22 protein-coding genes are annotated in these 21,598 nt (G+C 57.2%); 8 read left to right on the top strand and 14 right to left on the bottom strand.

Annotated elements, in window-relative coordinates; genetic code table 11:
* The first annotated feature begins 98 nt into the window (after positions 1 to 98).
* Entirely contained in the window at positions 99 to 926 is an 828-nt protein-coding gene (locus HBA49_RS04285; RefSeq protein ID WP_005526499.1) for a PIN domain-containing protein, read from the top strand.
* Positions 851 to 2,341: an N-6 DNA methylase gene (locus HBA49_RS04280; protein WP_225866010.1), complete on the top strand. Its 1,491-nt coding sequence runs from the start codon at positions 851 to 853 to the stop codon at positions 2,339 to 2,341. Before HBA49_RS04285 ends, HBA49_RS04280 begins: the two co-directional genes overlap by 76 nt.
* Here HBA49_RS04280 and HBA49_RS04275 read toward each other — a convergent pair.
* From HBA49_RS04275 to HBA49_RS04265, 3 genes are read right to left on the bottom strand one after another with little or no spacing between them, the layout of a single operon-like run.
* Positions 2,324 to 3,181 (bottom strand): SIR2 family NAD-dependent protein deacylase, encoded by an 858-nt coding sequence (locus tag HBA49_RS04275; protein WP_040431883.1) that lies wholly within the window; start codon positions 3,179 to 3,181, stop codon positions 2,324 to 2,326. The two genes, HBA49_RS04280 and HBA49_RS04275, sit on opposite strands and share 18 nt — an antisense overlap.
* Complete coding sequence (locus tag HBA49_RS04270; RefSeq protein WP_005525986.1) at positions 3,129 to 3,953, bottom strand: protein-ADP-ribose hydrolase; 825 nt, start codon at positions 3,951 to 3,953, stop codon at positions 3,129 to 3,131. Before HBA49_RS04270 ends, HBA49_RS04275 begins: the two co-directional genes overlap by 53 nt.
* Before the next feature lie 45 nt (positions 3,954 to 3,998).
* Positions 3,999 to 4,760 (bottom strand): nuclear transport factor 2 family protein, encoded by a 762-nt coding sequence (locus tag HBA49_RS04265; protein ID WP_005525871.1) that lies wholly within the window; start codon positions 4,758 to 4,760, stop codon positions 3,999 to 4,001.
* A 140-nt stretch (positions 4,761 to 4,900) separates the two neighbouring features.
* On the opposite strand from HBA49_RS04265, the gene HBA49_RS04260 reads away from it, so the two are divergent.
* Positions 4,901 to 5,284, top strand: coding sequence for a winged helix-turn-helix transcriptional regulator (locus tag HBA49_RS04260; RefSeq protein WP_005526369.1), 384 nt, complete (start codon positions 4,901 to 4,903; stop codon positions 5,282 to 5,284).
* On the opposite strand, the gene HBA49_RS04255 is transcribed toward HBA49_RS04260, so the two are convergent.
* The 9 genes from HBA49_RS04255 to gdhA form a co-directional block, all read right to left on the bottom strand.
* On the bottom strand, positions 5,281 to 5,694 hold the full coding sequence (locus HBA49_RS04255) for a hypothetical protein (protein WP_005526493.1): 414 nt from the start codon (positions 5,692 to 5,694) through the stop codon (positions 5,281 to 5,283). The two genes, HBA49_RS04260 and HBA49_RS04255, sit on opposite strands and share 4 nt — an antisense overlap.
* Before the next feature lie 247 nt (positions 5,695 to 5,941).
* Positions 5,942 to 6,562 (bottom strand): DUF1269 domain-containing protein, encoded by a 621-nt coding sequence (locus HBA49_RS04250; protein ID WP_040431885.1) that lies wholly within the window; start codon positions 6,560 to 6,562, stop codon positions 5,942 to 5,944.
* A gap of 161 nt (positions 6,563 to 6,723) precedes the next feature.
* Positions 6,724 to 7,020, bottom strand: a complete 297-nt coding sequence (locus HBA49_RS04245; protein ID WP_005521904.1) for an acylphosphatase — start codon at positions 7,018 to 7,020, stop codon at positions 6,724 to 6,726.
* A gap of 26 nt (positions 7,021 to 7,046) precedes the next feature.
* Positions 7,047 to 8,513, bottom strand: a complete 1,467-nt coding sequence (locus tag HBA49_RS04240; RefSeq protein WP_040432049.1) for an alanine/glycine:cation symporter family protein — start codon at positions 8,511 to 8,513, stop codon at positions 7,047 to 7,049.
* Positions 8,514 to 8,673: 160 nt separating this feature from the next.
* Complete coding sequence (gene mutM, locus HBA49_RS04235) at positions 8,674 to 9,612, bottom strand: bifunctional DNA-formamidopyrimidine glycosylase/DNA-(apurinic or apyrimidinic site) lyase (protein ID WP_005525676.1); 939 nt, start codon at positions 9,610 to 9,612, stop codon at positions 8,674 to 8,676.
* On the bottom strand, positions 9,591 to 10,370 hold the full coding sequence (rnc, locus tag HBA49_RS04230) for a ribonuclease III (protein WP_005526586.1): 780 nt from the start codon (positions 10,368 to 10,370) through the stop codon (positions 9,591 to 9,593). The genes mutM and rnc overlap by 22 nt, the downstream gene beginning before the upstream one ends.
* A complete protein-coding gene (locus tag HBA49_RS04225; protein WP_005526098.1) occupies positions 10,367 to 10,939 on the bottom strand; it encodes a YceD family protein in 573 nt (190 codons plus the stop codon). The genes rnc and HBA49_RS04225 overlap by 4 nt, the downstream gene beginning before the upstream one ends.
* A 125-nt stretch (positions 10,940 to 11,064) precedes the next feature.
* A complete protein-coding gene (locus tag HBA49_RS04220) occupies positions 11,065 to 11,823 on the bottom strand; it encodes an SPFH domain-containing protein (RefSeq protein ID WP_050773700.1) in 759 nt (252 codons plus the stop codon).
* 146 nt (positions 11,824 to 11,969) lie between these two features.
* The gene (gene gdhA, locus HBA49_RS04215) at positions 11,970 to 13,316 is read right to left on the bottom strand and encodes an NADP-specific glutamate dehydrogenase (RefSeq protein ID WP_005521898.1); all 1,347 of its coding nucleotides are present in this window, start codon (positions 13,314 to 13,316) and stop codon (positions 11,970 to 11,972) included.
* Positions 13,317 to 13,669: 353 nt separating this feature from the next.
* Here gdhA and HBA49_RS04210 point away from each other — a divergent pair, with 353 nt between their 5' ends.
* Positions 13,670 to 14,752 carry a glycerate kinase gene (locus HBA49_RS04210; RefSeq protein ID WP_005526599.1) on the top strand — a complete coding sequence of 361 codons (1,083 nt, stop codon included), beginning with the start codon at positions 13,670 to 13,672 and terminating at the stop codon, positions 14,750 to 14,752.
* Positions 14,753 to 14,792: 40 nt separating this feature from the next.
* Here the strand turns inward: HBA49_RS04210 and HBA49_RS04205 are convergent, their stop codons facing one another.
* Entirely contained in the window at positions 14,793 to 15,194 is a 402-nt protein-coding gene (locus HBA49_RS04205) for a hypothetical protein (RefSeq protein ID WP_005526132.1), read from the bottom strand.
* A gap of 59 nt (positions 15,195 to 15,253) precedes the next feature.
* Here HBA49_RS04205 and HBA49_RS04200 point away from each other — a divergent pair, with 59 nt between their 5' ends.
* From HBA49_RS04200 to budA, 3 genes are read left to right on the top strand one after another with little or no spacing between them, the layout of a single operon-like run.
* Positions 15,254 to 16,582, top strand: coding sequence for a DUF4921 family protein (locus HBA49_RS04200; RefSeq protein ID WP_034995478.1), 1,329 nt, complete (start codon positions 15,254 to 15,256; stop codon positions 16,580 to 16,582).
* Positions 16,583 to 16,587: 5 nt separating this feature from the next.
* Positions 16,588 to 17,841: an amidohydrolase gene (locus HBA49_RS04195; protein WP_005525926.1), complete on the top strand. Its 1,254-nt coding sequence runs from the start codon at positions 16,588 to 16,590 to the stop codon at positions 17,839 to 17,841.
* Positions 17,838 to 18,587, top strand: coding sequence for an acetolactate decarboxylase (budA, locus tag HBA49_RS04190; protein ID WP_005526077.1), 750 nt, complete (start codon positions 17,838 to 17,840; stop codon positions 18,585 to 18,587). The genes HBA49_RS04195 and budA overlap by 4 nt, the downstream gene beginning before the upstream one ends.
* A gap of 13 nt (positions 18,588 to 18,600) precedes the next feature.
* Here budA and HBA49_RS04185 read toward each other — a convergent pair whose 3' ends face one another.
* The gene (locus HBA49_RS04185; RefSeq protein ID WP_005521891.1) at positions 18,601 to 18,993 is read right to left on the bottom strand and encodes a hypothetical protein; all 393 of its coding nucleotides are present in this window, start codon (positions 18,991 to 18,993) and stop codon (positions 18,601 to 18,603) included.
* 185 nt (positions 18,994 to 19,178) lie between these two features.
* Between HBA49_RS04185 and HBA49_RS04180 the strand changes: the two genes are divergently transcribed.
* Positions 19,179 to 21,566, top strand: a complete 2,388-nt coding sequence (locus HBA49_RS04180; protein WP_005526235.1) for a glycogen/starch/alpha-glucan phosphorylase — start codon at positions 19,179 to 19,181, stop codon at positions 21,564 to 21,566.
* The last annotated feature ends 32 nt before the right edge of the window (positions 21,567 to 21,598 follow it).

Genomic DNA, 21,598 nt, shown 5'->3' with positions numbered 1-21,598 from the left:
CATTATTCACACCCGTTTTTACCAAAGATATTGCTCCATAATGTGAACATAGGTATCATAGGTTCTAATGTCGCATAAATTCATACCCAGGAGTCATTATGACGCACCTCCCGCTCAACCGCCGCCTTATTTTCGTTGACATCGAGAACATCAATGGCCGAAGCATCGGCAGTGTTCAGGAAGCAAATTGGTGCCGCTGCGCACTCAACCAATGGCTAAACATCACCAACCGGGATCTCATTGTGGTTGCCGCCGACAAGTCCGGTATCCCCCACCTGCACGAATCGTGGGGTACCTGCCAGATACTCGACGCGGTAGGAAAATCCGGGGCGGATAAACGCCTGATCGCCGCCATCGCCGCGGAGCACAATCTTGCGAGCCGATTCAAGGAAGTCATCATTGTGTCCGGTGATGGCATTTTTGTTGATTCGGTGTTGTACCTCATGAGCGTGGGAATTCCCACGACCGTGTGTTCGTATAAGAGTGCCTTGAACGCCACGCTTGCCGCCTGTGCGGATAATATTTTGATACTTGGCACGCGGGCCACCCGCACCCATAAGGTTTCATCGGCGCGGCCGCTGCGCATCCCGAAGCATGCCGCCGCCCACCCCATCCCCAAACCGGGCCCCGTTCATGCGAACACCAGTACAATGAAGCCGTCCACTACCCCAGTGTCGGCTCCTGTTGTTCGAAAGGTTGACCCACCGTCACCATGCCCTACCCCACCGGTTATCTCACGCTCAAAGATATCGCCCATCTCGCTGACGTCTCTCGATCAGCGGTCAGCAATTGGCGAGCACGGCATTCCGACTTCCCCTGCCCAGTCAACGAGCCAGCAACTCGCCGACCGTTGTTCCGAATTCCTGAAGTCCTGCATTGGCTTCGTGAAAAAGGTCTGCTCCGTGATGGCAAAAGCAACGAATTAGTTGCTACGGCCCTTGTCAATGGCCTCATCCAGGTTTTTCCCGACCAGTTGCAGGCCACCCTGGCTGGGCTGACGCTGTTGGCCGACCCGGACCAGGGTGCGGATCTCGTGCGCCAAGCTGGGGCGTCACCCGCCCAGGTTGCCGACCTGCTTGATAATAGTGTGACGGCCGCCGCGACTCCCGGGGTGGCAACGCTCATTGTTGACATGTTGTTGGGGGTTGGGGGCCGGGGGTTTTATAGCCAGTTTGGGACGACGCAGTCCGCTTCATCGCGGCTTTTGGCCGAGGCCGCGGGCACCACGGTTACCGATACTGTGTTCGATCCCGCGTGTGGCATTGGGGGGACGTTGCTGGCGTTGGCGCGGGCGCATGATGTGGCGATTGTGGGTGCAGACATTGCTCCCACCGCGGTGGACGTCGCAAAGCTTCAGGCGCGATTATTGGGTGTGACTGCGGATTTTCGGTGCCGAGATTCGTTAGCCCATGCGGCATCGTCGTCACGGCGGCAGTATCGCACCGTGGTTGTGGAGGCGCCGCTGAATCAGCAGGCCGACACCGGACACTGCCAGAATTTAGCACGAAGTTTCGATGAGAATATAATGGTTCCGGCGCGGGCGCATGAGGCGTTTTTATTGTGTACCTTGCGTCATCTCACGTCTGATGGTTATGGGTATGTGTTGACCAGTTTCAGCCCGGGGGTGTCGCATCAATCGGCGGAATTGCGGCGGTTGTTGCTGCGCCGACGCCAGGTGGAGGCGATCATACAGTTACCGGAGAAGTTTTTGGCGTATTCGCATGTGAACACGTTGCTGTGGGTGCTGCGCGGCTCCCCCACCGCTGCGACAGCGGTCATAGACGCGAGCAACATACCGAAGTCGAAGCTTCACGTTGCCGACTGGTTGACCACGCTTCGCGCCGGCCAACCGCTGAGGGTGCCGCATGCCGTGCTCACGCCCGCCACGTTATTGTCGGATCATGACGTGCTCTTGCCTCGCGTGGTGATGCAGACCTTGCGGATGATGAAGCCGGACAGCGTGATTACCACGCCACAGGCTGCGGAGCATGAGCTGACGATTCCCGCGGCAAAGGTACACACCACGATCGGGAGGCTCATCAGCGAGGGCGGGTTGACGTATTCCGACCATAAGCCCCTGACCGGCGAGTACCTTGCTGTTCTCAACGATAGGCATGCGATCTACCCGCCGGATGTTTTCGGTCAGGCGAAGTATTTGCGCATCGTGGATCCGTACCGGTTCAACCCCCAGTTCCTGGCCATGTGTATCAATAATTCCCGGGAGTTGCGCCGGCATGATTTTCGGCAGGCCACTGTGCCGCTTTGCGGCCTTGCGGAGCAGCGGCGGATCATACGGTCGGTGCACAGTATGACCAGGCGGCTGCTAGGCGCCGGCGAGTAACCGCAGCACCGAGGCGATGTCCGCCTGCACGACGGTGCTGCGCTCGCTTATCTGCTTCGGTGCGACGGCGTCCAGGCTGACCGTCGCGTAATGTGCCCGGGGGTTGTGATACGTCATCCGCCAAAACGGGTATTTAATGATCGCCGGGGTGTTCATGCCTACCCCTAGCTCCAGCAGGAGGATTCGGGATTGGGCTGCCTCGGAGACAAAATTCTGGTAGCGTTTCGCGGCCGTGTACCAGCCGGGGTCCTGCACAAAGGTGTCGTCGGCCCGCAGGTTTGTGGTCATCCGCCCGCCGCAGCGGGGGCAGCGGGGCACGAGTTCGGCCGGGATGTGCCGGTCGTGTTGCTGGGCGACCATGGCCACCACCTGGTCGTGATTGTCGTAGGTGGCCTGGTGGCAGGGGGTGGCGCACTGCCATAGTCCATAATCACCCTGGGTGTAGAACAGTCGCTGCTTGTCGAAGTGGGCGCGTTGGAAACAGTGGTCGACGTTAGTGGTAAGCACGAAGTAGTCTTTGTCGCGCACCAGGGTCAATAGGTCCTGGTATACCGACCCGGGTTCTTTGAGGTAGCGGTTGTGGTTGATGTAGCGGCTCCAGTACGCCCATTTTTCGGTTTCGTCCGGGAAGGGGTAAAAGCCGGCGGTGTAGGCGTCGGTCAAGCCGTAGGCGGCGGCGAAGTCCCCGAAGTGTTCCTGGAACCAGGCACCGCCGTATTCGAAACCGTCGGCGGCGGACAGGCCCGCCCCGGCGCCGATGAGCACCTTGTCGGCTTGTTCCAGCTCGTTAGCGATCGTTTCGATAAGGTTGCGGGTTGAGGAGTTGCGCGTAGCGATCATAATCGTTCTGGGTGAATACTGTGAAGATGATGGTGAAGTCCGAGTCTTTCGGTAGCCCAGCCAGGAAGGCGCGGGCTGCGGCAACAGCGATGCGGGCGGCATGTGATGGTGGGAAACCGAACACCCCGGTGGAAATGCAGCAGAAGGCGAGGGACTCCAGCCCAGAACTGTGGGCGAGGTTCAGGCATGAGATATAGCTGGCAGATAGCTCAGCCACCTGCTGCCGGTTCGCCTCCCTCCCTGCGACGATGGGGCCCACGGTGTGCAGCACATATCGGGCCGGCAGGTTGAAGCCGGGGGTGATGCGGGCACTGCCGGTGGGTTCCTCGTAGTCGGGGGATGGAACAAGATCGGCGCAGGCCTGGCGGAGTTGCAGGCCGGCGGCGGAGTGGATGGCGTTATCCACGCAGGTGTGCCCGGGCCGAAAGCAGCCAAGCAGCTTATTGTTGGCGGCATTGACGATGCCGTCCACGTCAAGGCGGGTGATGTCACCCCGCCACAAGCGGATTCGGGAGTCCTCGGCCGCGGCCTGCGTGTCTGGGATGGTGACGATGCCGCGTTCGTCACGCTCGGCTTGCAGAAGCGCGTCTTGGCGCCGGAGGAAATCCGCATCAAGTGGCCCGGGTTGCCACAGGTTCATGAGTGCCCGAAGCAGCGCCCGCAGGTCATTGGGTGCGAGTCGGCCCAGTTCCGCTTCGCTCACGGTGAGCTGCGAGGTCGGCAAGAGGTCGGCGATCAGGGAGGAAATGAGTTCCGTGCGGGTGGTGGTCATGCTCTTGAGCTCCTTGTGTATTGCGGGTCGCCTCACCAGGTGGTGTTAGAACACACCATTGGTGTGGGGCATGGCGTCGTCAGCTGGGATGGGGGCAATCACATCCCAGTGTTCCACGATTTTGCCGTCGGCGATGCGCCACAGATCGTTGTAGGCCACGGGCTCCCCGAAGGTGCCTTCGGACCGGGTGAACACGAAATCGTCCTGGGCAATAATCTGGTGCAGCTTCTTGTAGACGAGGTTTTTGCCGTCCGCCGCCCAGGCTTCGGCGGCAGCACCGAAGCCGGAGAGGCCATCGGCAGCCTCGGGGTTGTGTTGGGCGTAACTGTCCGTGGAAATGAACCGGGTGAGCTGGGAGTAGTCACCGCCGATAAGCACCTGGTCGACGAAATCGGCGATGAGCTGCCGGTTGGCATCGGTGTTGGCGGCAGCGTCGGTGGTTGCTGCCCCATCGACCTGGCTGCGGCCGCTGGCGGTTTCTGCAACTTCGGGGGTGAAGGCGTCCCAGTGTTCAACGATTTTGCCGTCAGCGACCCGGAAAATATCGAAGGCAACAAGCGGGGTGTCGCCGAAGCCATGGTAGGTGCCGTGCAGAACCACGAACCGGTCATCGGCGATGATGCGCGCCCCGTCGTAGCGGAACCCATCGGGCAGGTTGGCGACCAGGGTCTTCAGCCCGTCGATGCCGTCGGCGGCCAGGGTGGAGTGTTGGATGTAGGTGGGGGCGAAGTAGTCGTCGGCCGCCGCAATGTTGCGGTCGGTGAACAGCTTGCCGATGGCGGTGGTGACAAGATCAAAAGCGGTCATGAGAATCCTTCCGATTTCCTGTGTTAGTAACTAATTGATACTATAAGCGTGATAGTAATTAGGAACCTAATGGTAACTTGGTACCTTTTTAGTTACTGCGGCTATCCAGGCCTTAACCCAACTTGCGGAAGGAAATTATCATGGATACACCCGAACTAGACGTCACACGTTGGAACCCCTACGACCGAAATTGCCCCACCAGGAAACTCCTCGACCGCATCGGCGACCGGTGGACCGTGCTCATCATCGGCACGCTGCAACACGGCCCCCAACGATTCGGCGAGCTTAAAACCCGGGTGGATGGGATTTCGCAAAAAATGCTCACCCAAACCCTCCGTGGGCTGGAAGAAGACGGCCTGGTCACCCGCACCGTCACACCGCAAATCCCCCCACGGGTCGATTACGAACTCACCGACCTGGGCCGCACCCTCATCGCGCCGCTCGCAGGGTTAGAGGAATGGGCCCGCACCCATATGCAGCAGATTCTCGACGCCCGCGGGACGATACCCCCGAGCCGCCGCTAACCGCATCGCGGAATCCGGCCATCATCGCTGGCGTAGAGGGCATCGAACGGCTGAAATTGCGGCAGGTCATGGTTCTTGGGATTGAGCACATCGTCCGCCGACACCACATATTCATCCCCGGATGTCTCATCGGGGGCAAGCGTCATCTCGTGTGGGTTGGAATCATCATCTTGCATCCCACCACATCCCAGGCGCGAAACATACACAATTGCGGTCACGGCACCATCGCCGTTGACCGTTGTGCTATAAATCCTGACTCTACCGACGCTGGAATCCGCCGAATCTAAATATTTTTCCATCGCGGCGCCCACCGCACGGTTCACCATGGGGCCAGCGGTCTTCTGCTCCTGGTAGACGGGGTTAAAGGCACGTCCTTCCTCCTTGATACCAACATAGGCACCGACAGCCATAACCGTTACCAACAAAAAGAGACAACCGAGAACCACAGATTTTTCCCAGGGCACTATTAGCTTATTCATAGTAGATCCATTATCAACGAAACAAGAATGGTTGATAACACGACCCTACTCGCATCTTTGGCCACTGGGTATATTCAACACGATACGAACAACCGATAAAAAGATGATATTGTTCACGCGCAAAAAATCGGCCCAACCATCACCCGGCCAGGCCGATCGTCACGTCGCAGTCAAGGTTTTAGCGGAACTTGCCTTTGAGCTCCTCCCATCGCTTTTCGACGGCGGCCTTGCGGTCTTCAAGTGCCTCCTTATACTCGGCCTTCTTCCGTTCCCGCACGACGCGCCGAGCCTCAGCCTGGGCTGCCTCCGCGGCGGCCTCGGCGGCCTCCAATTCGGCAACAACCTCGGACACCGGCCGCCGCACAATCGTGCCACCCAGCTTGGATACCACATCATCAAGCGGCAGTTCGGAAGGCTCTACTACCTCTGCAATCACCGCCGTGGAATCCACCGGCAGGGCCCGACTGAACTCACCGAGGACCTCATTGGTGGCCGATGCGCGGCCCACATCTAATGCTCCACCAATGAGGGCACCACTCCCCCAACCCAGCAGCATTCCCAGCGGGCCACCTAAAATACCGACGAGCATGCCGATCAGGCCGCCACCGGCAAACCCAGTGCCGGTCACCTGATCCACCCCGTCCGGGAATGACAGCTTTCCTTCCGTATCCCGCACCACAATGGCCCCGCTCTTTAATTGCAGCGCGCCAGCGGTGGAAAGATTCTTGATTTCGGTGAATGCCTGGTAGGCCTTGCTGGAGTCAGCAAAAGCAATAGAAACCACATTTTCTTCAGCCATATGTCCCACTCTTTCGCAATAGTCGTTGATGAATAATCCCCACCGTATAGACGCATTACCACCACGGCAACAAATAAGAAAAACAAATATATCCCTGGTGGGGTGAGATATACCACTCCACCAGGGATTATCCACACCATTGGGCGTCGACAAGCATGCAGCTAACACATGCGGAAATCCGTCACGCCCCGTGGCTCGGACCACCGATCAATCACCGACCGCACACTCCCCGGCCGGCGATACGACCGCACCGCATCGGGAATCTTCAACCGGTGCAGCAGGGTTTCGCAGGCATCCCGCGGTCCCTCGGCGATGACGCACACCCGACCGTCATTCAGGTTCGTGGCGCTGCCGGACAGCCCCAGCTCGTTGGCCTGGCCATACACCCACCACCGAAACCCGACCCCCTGCACATAGCCATGCACCCACGCCGTCAACCGCACCACGTCACCGCTCATGCCTCCAGTCTAGCCACACCTGCCTGCTATACCTCACGCACGATCTCGCCGTGACGACGGCACACCGCATCCGAGCCATCCCACACCTCAACGTTTTTCGCCTCGGGCAGCATATCGCGGTGGAAAATCGGGTCAAGGCCCTTCGCCTTTTGCCGCTCATAGTTGGCCAGCAACTTCACCGCAATCCCACCCAGCGGCACAATACCAATCAGGTTAATAAACACCATGATCGCCGCGAACGTGTCACCCAGCGACCACACCAACCCGATCGAACCGACGCTACCGCCGAGAACGAAGAGCAACACGATGACCCGGAAGCCCAACAACACCAACTTGTTCTGGCTGAAATACTCAATATTCGCCTGCGCAAGATAATAATTACCAATCACCGAACTAAACGCCAGGAAGAACAAAATAATGGTAACGAAGTGAATGCCCCAATCGCCCACCTGGCTGGCCAACGCGGTCTGCGTCATCGACGCCCCGCTCACCCCCTCGCCGACGGTCGGATCGCCCAACAGAATAATGAACGCCGTGATCGAGCACACCAACAACGTATCGAAATACACGCCCAAGGTTTGCACCAACCCCTGCTTCACCGGGTGCGACACCGTAGCGACCGCCGCCGCATTCGGGGCGGACCCCTCACCGGCCTCATTGGAGAACAGGCCCCGGCGCATACCATTCATGAACGCCATACCCATGGTCGCCCCCGCAACCTCTTTCACCCCTAGCGCATGGGTAATAATCGTCTCAAACATTTCCGGCACCTTATTGAGGTTGATCAGCACCACAAACAGGCCCACAACCAGGTACAACACCGCCATGAACGGCACCAGATACTGGGTAACATTAGCGATGCGCTGTACGCCGCCGAAAATAATCAGCGCGGTAATAATCACCAAGACCACGCCCACCATAAACTTGAACAGGAATGTGTCATTACCCACCGAGGTGGCAAACGACTCGGCAATGGAGTTTGCTTGAATTGCGTTATACACAAACCCGAATGTGATTGTGATGGCCACTGCAAAGATCGACGCTAACTTGGGAGCATTCAGCCCCTTGGTCAAGTAGTAGGCCGGGCCACCCCGGTAGGCATCAGCGTCTTCATCCCGCACCTTCCACAATTGCGCCAGCGTGGCCTCCACAAACGCAGTGGCGCCACCCAATATGGCCACAATCCACATCCAAAACACTGCGCCGGGGCCGCCTGTGGTAATCGCCACGGCAACCCCGGCCACGTTTCCGGTCCCCACCCGGGAGGCTGCGGAAATTGTGAATGCTTTGAAGGAAGATATTCCCTCGGCGTCGTTTTCTTCTTGTGTTGCCGGGCGTTCCATCACCGCTCGGAACATTTCCGGCAGCATGCGCACCTGCACCACAATGGTTCTGACCGCAAAATAAAGGCCAGCGGCAATGAGCAGCCACGGAATAACCGTCCAAATATTATTATTGATCGTGTTAGTGACAAAATCCTCTAACACAGCCATAGGGGAATCATTTTCCATGGGGGTCATATTACCGTGTCTGCTTCACCCCCGCCTAACTTATTACCAAACTCATAGACCCATGATTTAACCAATTATTACCACCCCCGTTCTGGTAATAATATTCCTTTAGGCTGATAACTCCCCCTGACCATTGGTGGCATTACGGAACCAATGGCTGGCAGTGAGGGCAGTAGTGGCTCGACCGGTTGGTAAATTTTTCTTTCACCAGAATTGTGCCGCACCGATCGCATGGCCGGCCATCCTGACCATAGGCGTGAAGCTCCACATCGAAATATCCGGATTCCCCGTTCACGTTCACATAGAGGTCGTCAAAACTGGTGCCGCCCCGGGCCACGGCAGCCCGCATCACAGTGCGACCGGCCATCAATAGGTTTTTCAAGGCGGCAGGATCAAGGGTATTGGCCGGCTGGTTCGGGTTGATTGCGGCAAACCACAGCATTTCGTCGGCGTAAATATTGCCAATGCCGGCAATGATTTCCTGATTGAGCAAGAGCTTTTTTACCGCCAGGGTTTTCGAATGCATCGTCGCCGCCACCTCCGATAATTTCAGCTCCGGGTCGAGGAGATCCCGGGCAATATGGTCGGCGGTTTCTGGGACGAGGCCCAGACCGGCATCGACGAGCTGGGTGGGCAGCCAGTAACCGAAGGTGCGTTGATCCACGAACCATAGTTGGGTGTCGTCATCGAACCGGACCTGGATGCGGCAGTGCTTAAATTTGGGGTCATCCGAGTTTGCGTTCGAATCCTTGATGAGCATTTGGCCGCTCATTCCGAGGTGTACCACCACGACCTGATCGCCCGCCTGGGGTGTGGCCTGGGGTGTAGGTTGTGACGTGGGCACCGACGATGCGGAAGCCGTCGCGGCAGCTGGATCTGCCAGGTTTAACCAGAGGAATTTTCCGCGACGCCCCAACCCAATAATGGTGCGACCGAGAATCTCGGACCGGAATTCCCCCTCCCCACCCAGAACATGGCGGATCGCACGCGGATGGTGCACCGCCACATCGGTGATGGTGCGACCGCACACGTGTTCGGCAAGGCCGCGGCGAATGGTTTCTACTTCTGGGAGTTCTGGCATTGGATGAGTTCGGCGCGAGCCTTCGGGTCGTTGAGGAGTTCCAGGGCCTGATGGGCCCCGGCCTGTTCCGCAAGTTTCTTGTTAGTACCAGTACCTTCGCCTATGATCCTGCCCAAAACATTCACCGATGCGGTAAACACCTGCTCGTGTTCGGGACCAACCGATGTCGCCTCGTAGACGGGCATGGGTAGCTTGTATTCGGCCAGCCGCTCCTGCAAACTGGTTTTCCAATCCTGATGCAGGGCGGTGGCCTGCGCATGGCTGATCTTATGGGCGAACAGCCGGAGCACAACATCGCGGGCAATGTCGAAGCCGTGAATTCGATAGATGGCGCCGAGGAGGGCTTCGGTGGTGTCGGCCAGGATGGAGTCCTTATTGCGCCCGTCGGTCAACAGTTCACCCTTGCCCAGGAGAATGTATTGGCCAAGCCCGATTTCGCGGGCGATATCGGCAAGCCCATACCGGGACACGATACTCGCACGCATTTTCGATATATCGGATTCGGGTCGGGTGGGGTATTGCTCGAATAGTTTTCCCGCCACCGACAGCCCTAGCACCGCGTCGCCTAGGAATTCCAGGCGCTCATTATTGGGGAGCATACCGTTTTCGTTAGCGAACGATCGGTGGGTGAGCGCCAGGGTGAGTATGTCGTGGGGCAGGTCGACTCCCAGGGCGGCCAGCAGGGGGGCATGGTCCACCTTGGCAAATTCTTGTTCGAGGGCTTCGATGCCGGTGAGACGGCTGCGTTTACGGCTCATAGGAATTTCTCCAAACCCGACCAACGTGGATCAATGGAGCGAGCCGCCCCACTATCGGAATCGTCGGAGTCGTCGGAATCGGCGGACCCGTCATCGAGGTGGTCGAGGCCGGGTACCTCCGCGTCGTCGGCACACCCGTCGGGGCATACCGGGTTGAACGGTAAGGTGATGCCGGCCTCGTCGATGACGCTTTGCAATAGGTCAACCATGTCGTGTTGGATCAGCGGCACCGCCTCGGTTTCCTCCTCATCATCGGGGTCGCCCACCACAAAATCGGGGGTGGTGGCAAACACCTGGGAGACGGTGAGGGTGGTGTCGGGGGTAATAGTTTTCAGGCAGCGCACACACTCGCCCTGAAGGCGGGCCTGAATAGTGGCGTCAACCATAATGGCCTCACCGAGGGGGGTGAGGGTGGCATCGACGGTAACGTCGTAACCTTCGGGTATGGCAATCATTTCGGGCCCGATGCGGGTAGGGCTCGGGCCGGTTTGGGTGCGATGCTCCACCATGCCGCTGCGCATGGGGTCAGAGACATCAAATACAAACGGGGAGTTTGAGGTGTTTTTCATCGTGGTTAAGCATACTACTTAAGCAGTTGTGCTATATCCACCCGGTGTGGTGGAAACCGACCGGCAGGCCACACATAGGCTACCGAGCCCGGCCGAGGGGTCACCAACATAGAGGTCGCCGGAAATTAGCCGCGGTCGCTGCTGTAACTGGTGGAGCGATCGCTGGTTCGGCCTCGCCCAGTTTCGTCCCTGCGTCCACCAACACCGGCGCCTTTGCGGAGGGCACTGCGGTCGCGGGAAACCGCACGCAGGGTGGTGGAAAGCACTTCCTCAAACTCGGCAAGTTTCGCGTCGACAAATTCGTCGCACTCGTTCCGCAGCCGGTTGGAATCGGCATGGGCGGCGTCGACAATGCGGTGGGCTTCCTCATTGGCCCGCCGCACCACCTCGGCTTCACTGACCAACCGGTGCTGCTCGGCAAGGCCTTCGTCGATGCTGCGCTGGTATTGTTCATTACCCGAATCGATCATGCGTTGGGCCTCAGATTGGGCCCGGGCTAGATGATCGTCGGCGTCCCGCTGGGCGTTATCAACAATGCGATCAGCCTCGTCTTGGGCTTTGGCCACGGTGGTTTTGGCCCGGGTTTCCGCATCGGAGATCATGTTTTCCGCGTCGTGTCGGGCCTGGCTGACGGTAGAGTTCGCTTCGTTCGTTGCGTCGTCGACAAGCTGGGTGGCACGATCCTGGGCTTCACTTAAAATATGTTCTTGCTGGTCGAGGACGTCTTGCGCATCATCTATCTCGACGGGAAGCGCGTTGCGTAAATCGTCAAGCAACGCCAGCATTTCATTGCGGGGCACCATGCAATTCGAGGTCATGGGCACCCCATATGCTTGTTCTACATTGCGGACTAATTCGTCTAGGCACTCAAATACGCGATACATGACGTTAAGCATAATGAGAATTAGGTAATAGCGGTGGTAGTGCCTGGTTACGGCGTGGCATTTTTTGCTTATCGACGCCTTATGCAGCGAAAACCCCGCACTATCGGGGAATGATAATGCGGGGTATCGGTTAGGCCGAATAGGCGTTAGATAATGCCTTGGGCCAGCATGGCGTCGGCAACCTTCTTAAAGCCGGCAATGTTAGCACCAATAACATAGTCGTGCTCGTGACCATATTCCCGGGCGGTTTCTTCACAGTTACGGAAGATATTGCGCATGATTTCGTGCAGGCGCTGGTCGGTGTATTCAAACGACCAAGAGTCACGACAGGCGTTCTGCTGCATTTCCAGTGCGGAGGTGGCGACACCACCGGCGTTAGCAGCCTTGCCAGGACCGAAGTTGATCTTCTTCTCGCGGAACACCTCGATGGCCTCGGCGGTGGACGGCATGTTGGCACCTTCCGCCACGTATTTGCAGCCGTTTTCGGCCAGGGCGCGGGCGTGCTCACCATGGAGTTCGTTTTGGGTGGCGCAGGGCAGGGCCACGTCGCACGGGAGGAACCAGAGGGAACCCTCATCGTGGAAGGTAGCGCCGTCCACTTCCTTGGCATAGTCGGAGACCCGACCGCGACGGACTTCCTTGATTTCCTTGAGCTTGGCCACATCCACGCCGTCCGGGGTGTGAACCCAACCGGAGGAATCAGAGAACCCGATGACGGTGGCGCCCAGCTCTTGGGCTTTTTCGATGGCGTAGATAGCCACATTACCGGAGCCGGAAACTGCTACCTTGGCGCCATCAAACGAGTCACCATGGGACTTCATCATTTCTTGGGTGAAATAGACACAGCCATACCCGGTGGCTTCGGTGCGCACCAGGGAACCACCCCAGGTGAGCCCCTTACCGGTGAGCACGCCGGCTTCGTGTTGGTTGGAAAGGCGGCGATACATACCGAACAGGTAGCCGATTTCCCGGCCGCCGACGCCAATATCGCCGGCGGGAACGTCCCGATATTCACCAATATGGTGGTGGAGTTCGGTCATGAAGGACTGACAGAACCGCATGATTTCGGCATCGGACTTGCCTTTGGGGTCGAAGTCAGCGCCGCCCTTGCCGCCGCCGATGGGCAAACCGGTAAGAGAGTTCTTGAAGATTTGTTCGAAACCAAGGAATTTGATGATGCCAAGGTTGACGGAAGGGTGGAAGCGGAGCCCACCCTTATAGGGGCCAAGCGCAGAGTTGAACTGCACCCGGAAGCCGCGGTTAACCTGAACAACACCTTGATCGTCCACCCAGGGAACACGGAACATAAACTGTCGCTCTGGTTCGCACAGCCGCTGAATGAGACCATAGTCCGCGTAGTGGGGATCCTTGTCTAAAACAATCTTCAGGGAAGCCAGAACTTCGGCCACCGCCTGATGGAATTCTGGTTCACCGGCATTACGACGTACCAGCAGTTCATAGTATTCCGAAACCCGCTCTTCAGCAGTTGTCATAGTAATCCTCCCAATAGGATGTGCTTGGTCTGCCACGTTGTGGTGACTACAGCACGTAATTCTACACATTGATAGAAATATTACCTATTCATTGACAGAATTTCGCGGTAGATATCACAACTTTTGCAGTTCGCGTCGGTTATATTCATCCCAATAATTTCTATAGTGTGCTAGATTTTTGCCGATTTTTAAGGCGCTAAATACAATTTTGGCGCACATTCCTATGTGTCACCCCCACCTTCAGCCAAAAATCGGTTAGGTTTTTAATGGCTGATTCCAACAGCTTTCTGTACTACCGTTAGTACGTTTCTTCACCTTATCCAAGCTTAAAAATGCACGCTAGACTTACCCACATGCGAATAGTGATAGCCCCCGACTCATTTAAAACCTCAGCATCCGCCCACGATGTTGCCCACCATATCGCCACCGGAATCCGCGAAGTTCTCAGTAACGACACGGAAATCATCCTCCATCCCATGTCGGATGGTGGCGAAGGAACCTCCGCGTTATTTGCTGGTGAACGCATTACGCTTCCCACCACAGACGCATTAGGGCGCATTACCGAAGCCACCTATACTTACGACGCTCGGAATGAAATTGCCTATATTGATGTCGCCGCAGCATCCGGCCTAAAAGAAGTGGGCGATCATCTTTCCCCACTCACCGCTGATACTTTTGGAACAGGTGCGCTCATTGCCGACGCCGCGAGTCGAGGCGCGAAACGCCTCATTTTGGGGCTCGGGGGTTCCGCCACCACAGATGGTGGCACCGGCATTCTCACCGCCTTAGGCGCCAACTTCCTCGACGCCAATGGCCACTCACTCCCACCTGGTGGCGCAGCATTAAAACGCCTGGCCAGCGTTGATATTTCCCGACTCAATCTTCAAGCTGCCGCCATGGACATGCTCATGCTTGCCGACGTTGTCACCCCTGCTACCGGACCCGACGGCACCTCTGCCGTGTACGCCCCCCGAAAGGGTGCGTCTGCGGAGGATGTGAATGAACTTGAAGCCGGCATTTCCCAATTATGTAAGGTGCTCAATGTTAATCCGGAAATTCCCGGCATGGGTGCCGCCGGTGGCGTCCCAATTTGCCTCACATGGATTTCCACCACCCTGCACGGTGGCACCGATAATATCCGGCTCGTTCCCGGCGCGCGTGTCATTGTTGATGTCACCGGATTAAAAGATGAGATTGCTGATGCCGATGTTGTTATCACCGGCGAGGGCTGCTACGACAGCGACACCGACATGGGTAAGGTCGTGAGCGTGGTGTTGGGGCTGAACCCACAGGCGAAGCAGTTTGTGGTTGCCGGCCGGATTGATGGCCCCCTCCCCGAGGGTGTGCGGGGAATCACACTTATCAATTCTAACGATGTTAAGAAACAGTTGGTGCGAGCCGGAAACAAGATTGCGGAGCAACTTATCCGAGACTAAGAACATGAAAATCCGCACGGAAAAGTCGTCGTAAAGTTTGCTACCAGCTTGAGGGGATGATCTGGACCGTCCAGGGATAGCGGGCGGGGATTTCGCATTCGTTTTCGTTTTCTGCCGCTACGGCATTATGGGGGAGGTTCGCTGGGGGTGTGAGGAGCCGGGCATAGAGCATAGCCACCTGGTTAAGGGATCCGGTTACTACCGTAAGATGCACCACATATCGATGCATGGTGACGTGTGTTGGTGGGTGGTGTTCTTGGTGTAGTTGGGCACGTAGTTGGGTGATGATTTCGGTGGGAACGGTGGGGTTGGCATTGTGAGTAACCTGGGCGGTTTCGGCCTTGCCATCGCGGGTAATGAGATGGGATAGCTGGGTGAATCGCTGGGCGAGTGCCTCGGTGTCGCTATCCGGCATTAAGCAGTCGAATTGAATAATAGCCATAGTATCTTAAGGATAACCTTATTTAGTCTGAGTGGCTTGGGGCTATTAGATTGGGAAGCATGAGCTCACCATTAGCTGCCCGGATCTCGCCCATTCAAGTTATGGCCGACGGGACTGTCAAACAAATCAATCCCTTCTCTGGCACGGAGGTGTGGACGGTTGTTGGCCGGGGGAATCGGCCGCTGACCACACCACCGGCCGATACGACTCCCTTAACGCCAGGGGATCGGAATGATTTTTGTGCGTTTTGTCAGAATCGTCAGTTGGATACCCCGCCGGAAAAGTCGCGGCTGGTGGCCGGTAAAAGTGGCTATGAGATAGTTTCCGGCCTGGAGGCGGAGGCGCTCAGCAGCAATGAGGCCGTGTTTCGGCGGGTGCCGAACCTGTTTGAGATTGTCACCTATGAGTATTGGAAAGCCAACTATGGTTTTGAGATGGATGCCATGACCCGGGAGCGCATGGATAACTATATTTCCACGGATTTGGGCCGGGAGCATGTGCTGCGCACTATTCGCACGAAGCGAACCGCGGCTGGGCTGAGCTCGGAGGATATGTCGGATGAGGAGTTGTTGAAGCAGGCGGAGTGTTTCTTTGCTGGGGGGCATGACCTGATTATTGGGCGGCGGCATTTCACGGATTCGGCGACGAATCGGTCGGATTTTGCGGCTTCGGGCGATTTGAGCATAACGGAGCATTTCGGGTTTATTAAGTTCACGGTGGAAACCATCAAGGATTTGTATGAGCGGAATCGGTATGCGAAGTATGTGGCGGTGTTCCAGAACTGGTTGAAGCCGGCCGGGGCGTCTTTCGATCATTTGCATAAGCAATTGGTGTCTATTGATGAGCGGGGGTTGAGCGCCCAGCAGGAGATTGAGAAGCTGCGGAGTCACCCCAATATGTATAACGAGTGGGCAGTAGATTATGCGGCGTCGCAGAATCTGGTGATTGCGGAGAACACTCATGCGATTTGTTTCGCCGGGTTTGGCCACCGCTACCCCACCTTGGAGGTGTTTTCAAAGTCGGCGACGCCGGAGCCGTGGTTGCAAACGGACGCGGAGATCCAGGATATGAGTGATTTGTTGCATGCATGTCATGCGGCGGCGGGTCATAATGTGCCATGTAATGAGGAGTGGCATTATAAGCCGATTGATTTGGATATTGCTATGCCGTGGCGGGTGTCGATTAAGTGGCGGGTGTCAACGTTGGCTGGGTTTGAGGGGGGCACGAAGATTTATCTGAATACGATTTCGCCGTGGGATTTGCGGGATAAGGTGGTCAGTGCCATGTATCGGCTTCGGGATGAGGGGAAGATCGCTAAGACCATGAACATAGCAACGGAGTGTGATATGAAGCGCAATAGCCTGAAATATAATCCGGTGCTTAAATAGGTGGGGTGAGTACCAGTATTGAGGCTATTGTCGATTCCACTGATTTGTCCTGGCAGTGGGATTTTTACCGCGGGTTGCATGGGCATCCCGAGCTGTCAGGGCAGGAAGAATGGACTGCGGCGCAGATTGTCGCCCAGTTGGCTGCATATGATGCGACCGTGATAGATCACATTGGTGGGCATGGCATTGTGGCGATTTTCACCAATGGGGATCCGAAAGATTCCGACGCGACGGTGTTACTGCGAGCGGATATTGATGCATTGCCGGTGGTTGAGACCACGGGGGCGGATTATGCGTCGAAGAATGGGAATATGCATGCGTGTGGGCATGATATGCACGCCACCGCCCTGCTTGGGTTGTGTGCAATTTTAGATGCGAATCGGGATAAGTGGCGGGGGACGGTTATCGCGTTGTTCCAGCCGGCGGAGGAAAACGGTTCCGGTGCGCTTGCAATGCTTGACGACGGGCTTGTGGGGCGTATCCCCCGCCCGGATGTGTTCTTGGCTCAGCATATTATCCCGGGGCCGGCCGGCACGGTGTTCAGTAAGGAGGGGCCCACCCTGGCCGGTAGTGATTCCATTGAGATTATTGTGCATGGTCGGTCGGCTCATGGTTCGATGCCGCATACCGCGATTGATCCCACCTATGTGGCGGCGATGATTGTGGTGCGGCTTCAGGGGATTGTGGGCCGGGAGATCCCGCCGAGCGAGTTCGCTGTGGCGTCGGTGGGCACCTTGGAGGCGGGCCATTCGAATAATATTATTCCTGGTGAGGCCCGGATTGTGGTGAATTGTCGGACCTATGATGAGTCGGTTCGGGAGCGGCTGAATGCGGCGATTGAGCGGGTGGTGCGAGCCGAGTGCGCGGCATCTGGGGTGACGGCCGAGCCGACGATTCGGTATTTCGCCCACACACCGATCACAAATAATTCGGCCGAGGTTTTCGCCAGGGTGCGTCCCGAGTTTGATTCAGTGTTTGGGGCGGGCTCGCAGGATGCGCGGGAGTGGACGGCGTCGGAGGATTTCACGAATATTCCCCGCGCCTATGGTGATGCGGGTCGGGATTCTTCCCTGTATTGGTTTGTGGGGTGCACGCCGGTGGATCAGTGGGAGGCCGCGGCTGCGGCCGGCACGCTGGAGCGCACAATCCCAGTGAATCATTCGGGCGAGTTTCTGCCGGACTTCTCCCCCACCGTGCGGGCCTGCACCATAGCGGCCGCGAGTGCGGTGTTTGCGTATGTGGGAACGGAGGGCTCATGACCGTTCCAGATCGGAGCCGGGATATTCCGGTGCAGCGGCATACGATTTTCCAGTCATCGCTCATGACCGCGTTATTGGATGGAATCTATGATGGAGAGCTCACCATTGGGGAGTTATTAGGCCACGGCAATTTTGGTATTGGCACGTTTGATGCCCTCGATGGGGAGATGATTATTGTCGATGGGGTTTGCTACCAGGTGCGGGGTGATGGGTCGGCCACGGTGGCTGATTTGGAGCAGCATAGCCCGTTTGCGGTGGCCACGAATTTTGTGCCGCGGATTGTGCGGGAGGCGCCGCCAGGCATGTGCCGTAAAGAGTTGAGCGAGTTCATTTCGGGCATATTGCCCAGCGAGAACTACATGTATGCGGTGCGGATCACGGGTATGTTTGAGTCGGTGCGGGTGCGGACGGTGACGAAGCAGCAGCGCCCCTATCGCCCCATGTTGGAGGCCACCGGCGATGATGCGGAGTTAGTGTTTTCCCACACCGCGGGGATCATTGCGGGGTTCCGCACCCCGATCTATGAGAAGGGCATTGGCATCCCGGGGTGCCATGTGCATTTCATAGATAATGCCCGCACCCACGGCGGCCATGTGTTGGATTTCACATTATCGAGTGGGTTGATTGAGGTGTGTCCGGGCACGGATTTGCAGCTGCGGCTACCGTTGAATCATGAGTTCAGCACGGCACGGTTAGCCCCGGAGGACTTGGATCAGCAGATCCACGCCACCGAGGTCAAGGAGTAACTATGCGCCCGGACTATTTTTGGCGTTTGAGTTTTTTCAACGCCAGATTTTTGAGCATGCCACCTAGCCGGCCTTTGTTGTCGATCACGTAATAGTAGGCGCGGAGGAATACCGGTTCTAAGGCGCGGGTGGCCAACAGTTTGCCGGCCAACCGCAGCAGGGTGTTTCTGCCATACACACGTAGCGCATTGCCTACGGCCGGCACCCCGTAGCTATAGCGGCCGGCGATTCGGGCCACCACCTGGTTGGCAATGTCGTCCGTGACCTGTTTGGGTAGTGGGCTGCTTGTGGTGGCGCCTTCAATGGTGAGCCCGTTGGCGACAAGGGTTTTAAGGAATTGGGTGCTGACTTTGCTGACTTGACTGTCTTGGTTGTAGTAAAAAATATCCGTTGCTGTGGTGTCCATCGCGTAAAGTTTCCTTTCCGGTAGGCGTCGTTAAGCGACCATAGTAGGTTCTAAAATTGTCAGTATAATCACATTTCCCCGGGTTTTTTGTAGGTAAACTGACATTCCAATGCAGCTTTTTTATTCATAAGCGTTAAGCTATGGTGCAGACACTTCCCGATTCCGTTCTACAGGAGCAATTTTTCATGAGCGATTCGCATCATCTTCCTGAGCTCAAAGATGCCGTCCGCAGCCACGTGCGCGCGGTGGCCGGCATGAGCCCCACATCCGCCACTAATTGGAAATTCTGGTATGGGCTTTCCGACGCGGTCATGGAGCAATTGGCCGACAAATGGGAGGCAACCACCAAGGCCTATAACGCAACCCGGCAACAGCATTATTTCTCTGCCGAGTTTTTGATGGGCCGGGCATTGCTCAATAACCTCACCAATCTTGGATTGGTGGAGCAGGCCGAGCAGGCGGTGCGTGACAATGGGCATGAGCTATCCGATGTTCTTGACGCCGAAAATGACGCTGCTCTGGGCAATGGTGGCTTGGGCCGCCTGGCAGCATGCTTCTTGGATTCTGCCGTCACCCAGGACTATCCGGTCACCGGCTATGGCATCCTCTACCGCTACGGCCTCTTCAAACAAATTTTCGATAATGGGTTCCAGACGGAGCAGCCCGACGCCTGGCGGGAAAACGGCTACCCGTTCGTGGTGCGCCGCGAACACCAGCAGCGCATCGTCACCTTCGACGACATGGTGGTGCGCGCCACCCCCTACGACATGCCCATCACCGGCTACGGCACCGACAATGTGGGCACGCTGCGGCTGTGGAAGGCTGAGCCCCTGGCCGAATTCGACTACGACGCCTTTAACTCGCAACGGTTCACCGACGCCATCGTCGAACGCGAAGCCGTCATGGACCTGTGTCGCGTGCTCTACCCCAACGACACCACCTACGCCGGCAAGGTGCTGCGGGTGCGGCAACAATACTTCTTCGTGTCCGCCTCATTGCAGGCAATGATTGCCAACTATGTCGAACAGCACGGTGATGATCTGCGCGACTTCGGCAAATATAATTGTATCCAATTAAACGACACCCACCCGGTGTTGGCCATCCCGGAGCTCATGCGCCTGCTGCTCGACGAGCACCACATGGGTTGGGAGGATGCCTGGAACGTGGTCACGCAAACCTTCGCCTACACCAACCACACGGTGCTGGCCGAGGCCCTGGAGCAGTGGAATTGCTCCATTTTCCAGCAGCTGTTCCACCGCGTGTACGAAATCACCGTGGAAATCGACCGCCGCTTCCGGCAAGAAATGTGGGCCATGGGCCTGGATGAGGCACAGATCAACTACATGGCGCCGATCAGCAACGGTGTAGTGCACATGGCCTGGTTGGCCTGCTATGCCTCCTATTCCATCAACGGCGTGGCGGCGCTACACACCGATATCATTAAGGCGGACACACTCAAGGAGTGGCACGCCATTTGGCCAGAAAAGTTCAATAACAAAACCAATGGTGTGACCCCGCGCCGGTGGTTGAAGATGTGCAACCCGCGGCTTTCCAACCTGCTCACCCGCCTGCTGGGTTCGGATGCGTGGGTAACGAACCTGGATGAGCTACACAAGCTGCGCCACTACAGCGACGATGATGCCGTCATGCAGGAACTGTTGGATATCAAGGACGCCAATAAGGTGGACTTCGCCGCCTGGATCAAGGACCGCCAGGGCATTGAAGTGGATCATTCCTCCATCTTCGACGTGCAAATCAAACGCCTCCACGAGTACAAGCGGCAGCTCATGAATGCGCTTTATGTGCTGGACCTGTATTTCCGCATCAAGGAGGATGGGGAACGCGACGTGCCGCCGCGCACCATCATTTTCGGTGCCAAGGCCGCCCCCGGCTATGTGCGGGCCAAGGCGATCATCAAGCTGATTAATGAGATCGCTAACCTGGTCAATAACGACCCAGATGTCAACCAGATCCTGCGGGTGGTGTTCGTGGAAAACTATAACGTTTCCCCCGCCGAGCACATCATTCCGGCCGCGGATGTTTCCGAGCAGATTTCCACCGCCGGCAAGGAAGCATCCGGCACCTCAAACATGAAGTTCATGATGAACGGTGCGGTAACCCTGGGCACGCTTGATGGCGCCAATGTGGAAATCCTGGAGGCCGTGGGCGATGAGAACGCCTACATTTTTGGCGCCAAGGTGGAGGAACTACCCGAGCTGCGCACCACTTATAATCCGTGGGATGCGTACGGTTCGGTGCCCGGTTTAAAGCGTGCCCTCGATTCGCTTATCGACGGTCACCTCTCGGATAATAACTCCGGCTGGTTCCACGACCTGCGGGTATCCCTGCTGGACCGGGGTGGTTGGGAATCCCCCGACATGTACTATGTGTTGGGCGATTTCGCCGCCTACCGGGAGGCCCGGGACAAGATGGCCGCCGACTATTATGCAGATCGGCTGCATTGGGCCCGCATGTGCTGGGTGAATATTTGTGAATCCGGCCGGTTCTCCTCCGACCGGACGATCAGCGACTATGCCCGTGAGGTGTGGAAGATTAGCCCCACCAAAATCTAGCGGTCAATGACGAATCCCCCTCATGAAACCAT

Origin of the sequence: Corynebacterium matruchotii (assembly GCF_011612265.2) — a bacterium.
Classification (GTDB): Bacteria; Actinomycetota; Actinomycetes; order Mycobacteriales; family Mycobacteriaceae; genus Corynebacterium; species Corynebacterium matruchotii.
This window is presented reverse-complemented; position numbering and strand designations above follow the sequence as displayed.

What these genes read in the sequence shown, in the direction of transcription:
- HBA49_RS04205 (WP_005526132.1), bottom strand. Translation starts at nt 15,194, where the DNA reads ATGGCTATTATTCAATTCGACTGCTTAATGCCGGATAGCGACACCGAG.
- HBA49_RS04210 (WP_005526599.1), top strand. Translation starts at nt 13,670, where the DNA reads ATGCGAATAGTGATAGCCCCCGACTCATTTAAAACCTCAGCATCCGCC.
- HBA49_RS04265 (WP_005525871.1), bottom strand. Translation starts at nt 4,760, where the DNA reads ATGACCGCTTTTGATCTTGTCACCACCGCCATCGGCAAGCTGTTCACC.
- HBA49_RS04180 (WP_005526235.1), top strand. Translation starts at nt 19,179, where the DNA reads ATGAGCGATTCGCATCATCTTCCTGAGCTCAAAGATGCCGTCCGCAGC.
- HBA49_RS04225 (WP_005526098.1), bottom strand. Translation starts at nt 10,939, where the DNA reads ATGAAAAACACCTCAAACTCCCCGTTTGTATTTGATGTCTCTGACCCC.
- gdhA (WP_005521898.1), bottom strand. Translation starts at nt 13,316, where the DNA reads ATGACAACTGCTGAAGAGCGGGTTTCGGAATACTATGAACTGCTGGTA.
- HBA49_RS04260 (WP_005526369.1), top strand. Translation starts at nt 4,901, where the DNA reads ATGGATACACCCGAACTAGACGTCACACGTTGGAACCCCTACGACCGA.
- HBA49_RS04200 (WP_034995478.1), top strand. Translation starts at nt 15,254, where the DNA reads ATGAGCTCACCATTAGCTGCCCGGATCTCGCCCATTCAAGTTATGGCC.
- rnc (WP_005526586.1), bottom strand. Translation starts at nt 10,370, where the DNA reads ATGAGCCGTAAACGCAGCCGTCTCACCGGCATCGAAGCCCTCGAACAA.
- HBA49_RS04220 (WP_050773700.1), bottom strand. Translation starts at nt 11,823, where the DNA reads ATGTATCGCGTATTTGAGTGCCTAGACGAATTAGTCCGCAATGTAGAA.
- mutM (WP_005525676.1), bottom strand. Translation starts at nt 9,612, where the DNA reads ATGCCAGAACTCCCAGAAGTAGAAACCATTCGCCGCGGCCTTGCCGAA.
- budA (WP_005526077.1), top strand. Translation starts at nt 17,838, where the DNA reads ATGACCGTTCCAGATCGGAGCCGGGATATTCCGGTGCAGCGGCATACG.
- HBA49_RS04245 (WP_005521904.1), bottom strand. Translation starts at nt 7,020, where the DNA reads ATGAGCGGTGACGTGGTGCGGTTGACGGCGTGGGTGCATGGCTATGTG.
- HBA49_RS04240 (WP_040432049.1), bottom strand. Translation starts at nt 8,513, where the DNA reads ATGGCTGTGTTAGAGGATTTTGTCACTAACACGATCAATAATAATATT.
- HBA49_RS04285 (WP_005526499.1), top strand. Translation starts at nt 99, where the DNA reads ATGACGCACCTCCCGCTCAACCGCCGCCTTATTTTCGTTGACATCGAG.
- HBA49_RS04250 (WP_040431885.1), bottom strand. Translation starts at nt 6,562, where the DNA reads ATGGCTGAAGAAAATGTGGTTTCTATTGCTTTTGCTGACTCCAGCAAG.
- HBA49_RS04255 (WP_005526493.1), bottom strand. Translation starts at nt 5,694, where the DNA reads ATGGCTGTCGGTGCCTATGTTGGTATCAAGGAGGAAGGACGTGCCTTT.
- HBA49_RS04275 (WP_040431883.1), bottom strand. Translation starts at nt 3,181, where the DNA reads ATGATCGCTACGCGCAACTCCTCAACCCGCAACCTTATCGAAACGATC.
- HBA49_RS04270 (WP_005525986.1), bottom strand. Translation starts at nt 3,953, where the DNA reads ATGACCACCACCCGCACGGAACTCATTTCCTCCCTGATCGCCGACCTC.
- HBA49_RS04185 (WP_005521891.1), bottom strand. Translation starts at nt 18,993, where the DNA reads ATGGACACCACAGCAACGGATATTTTTTACTACAACCAAGACAGTCAA.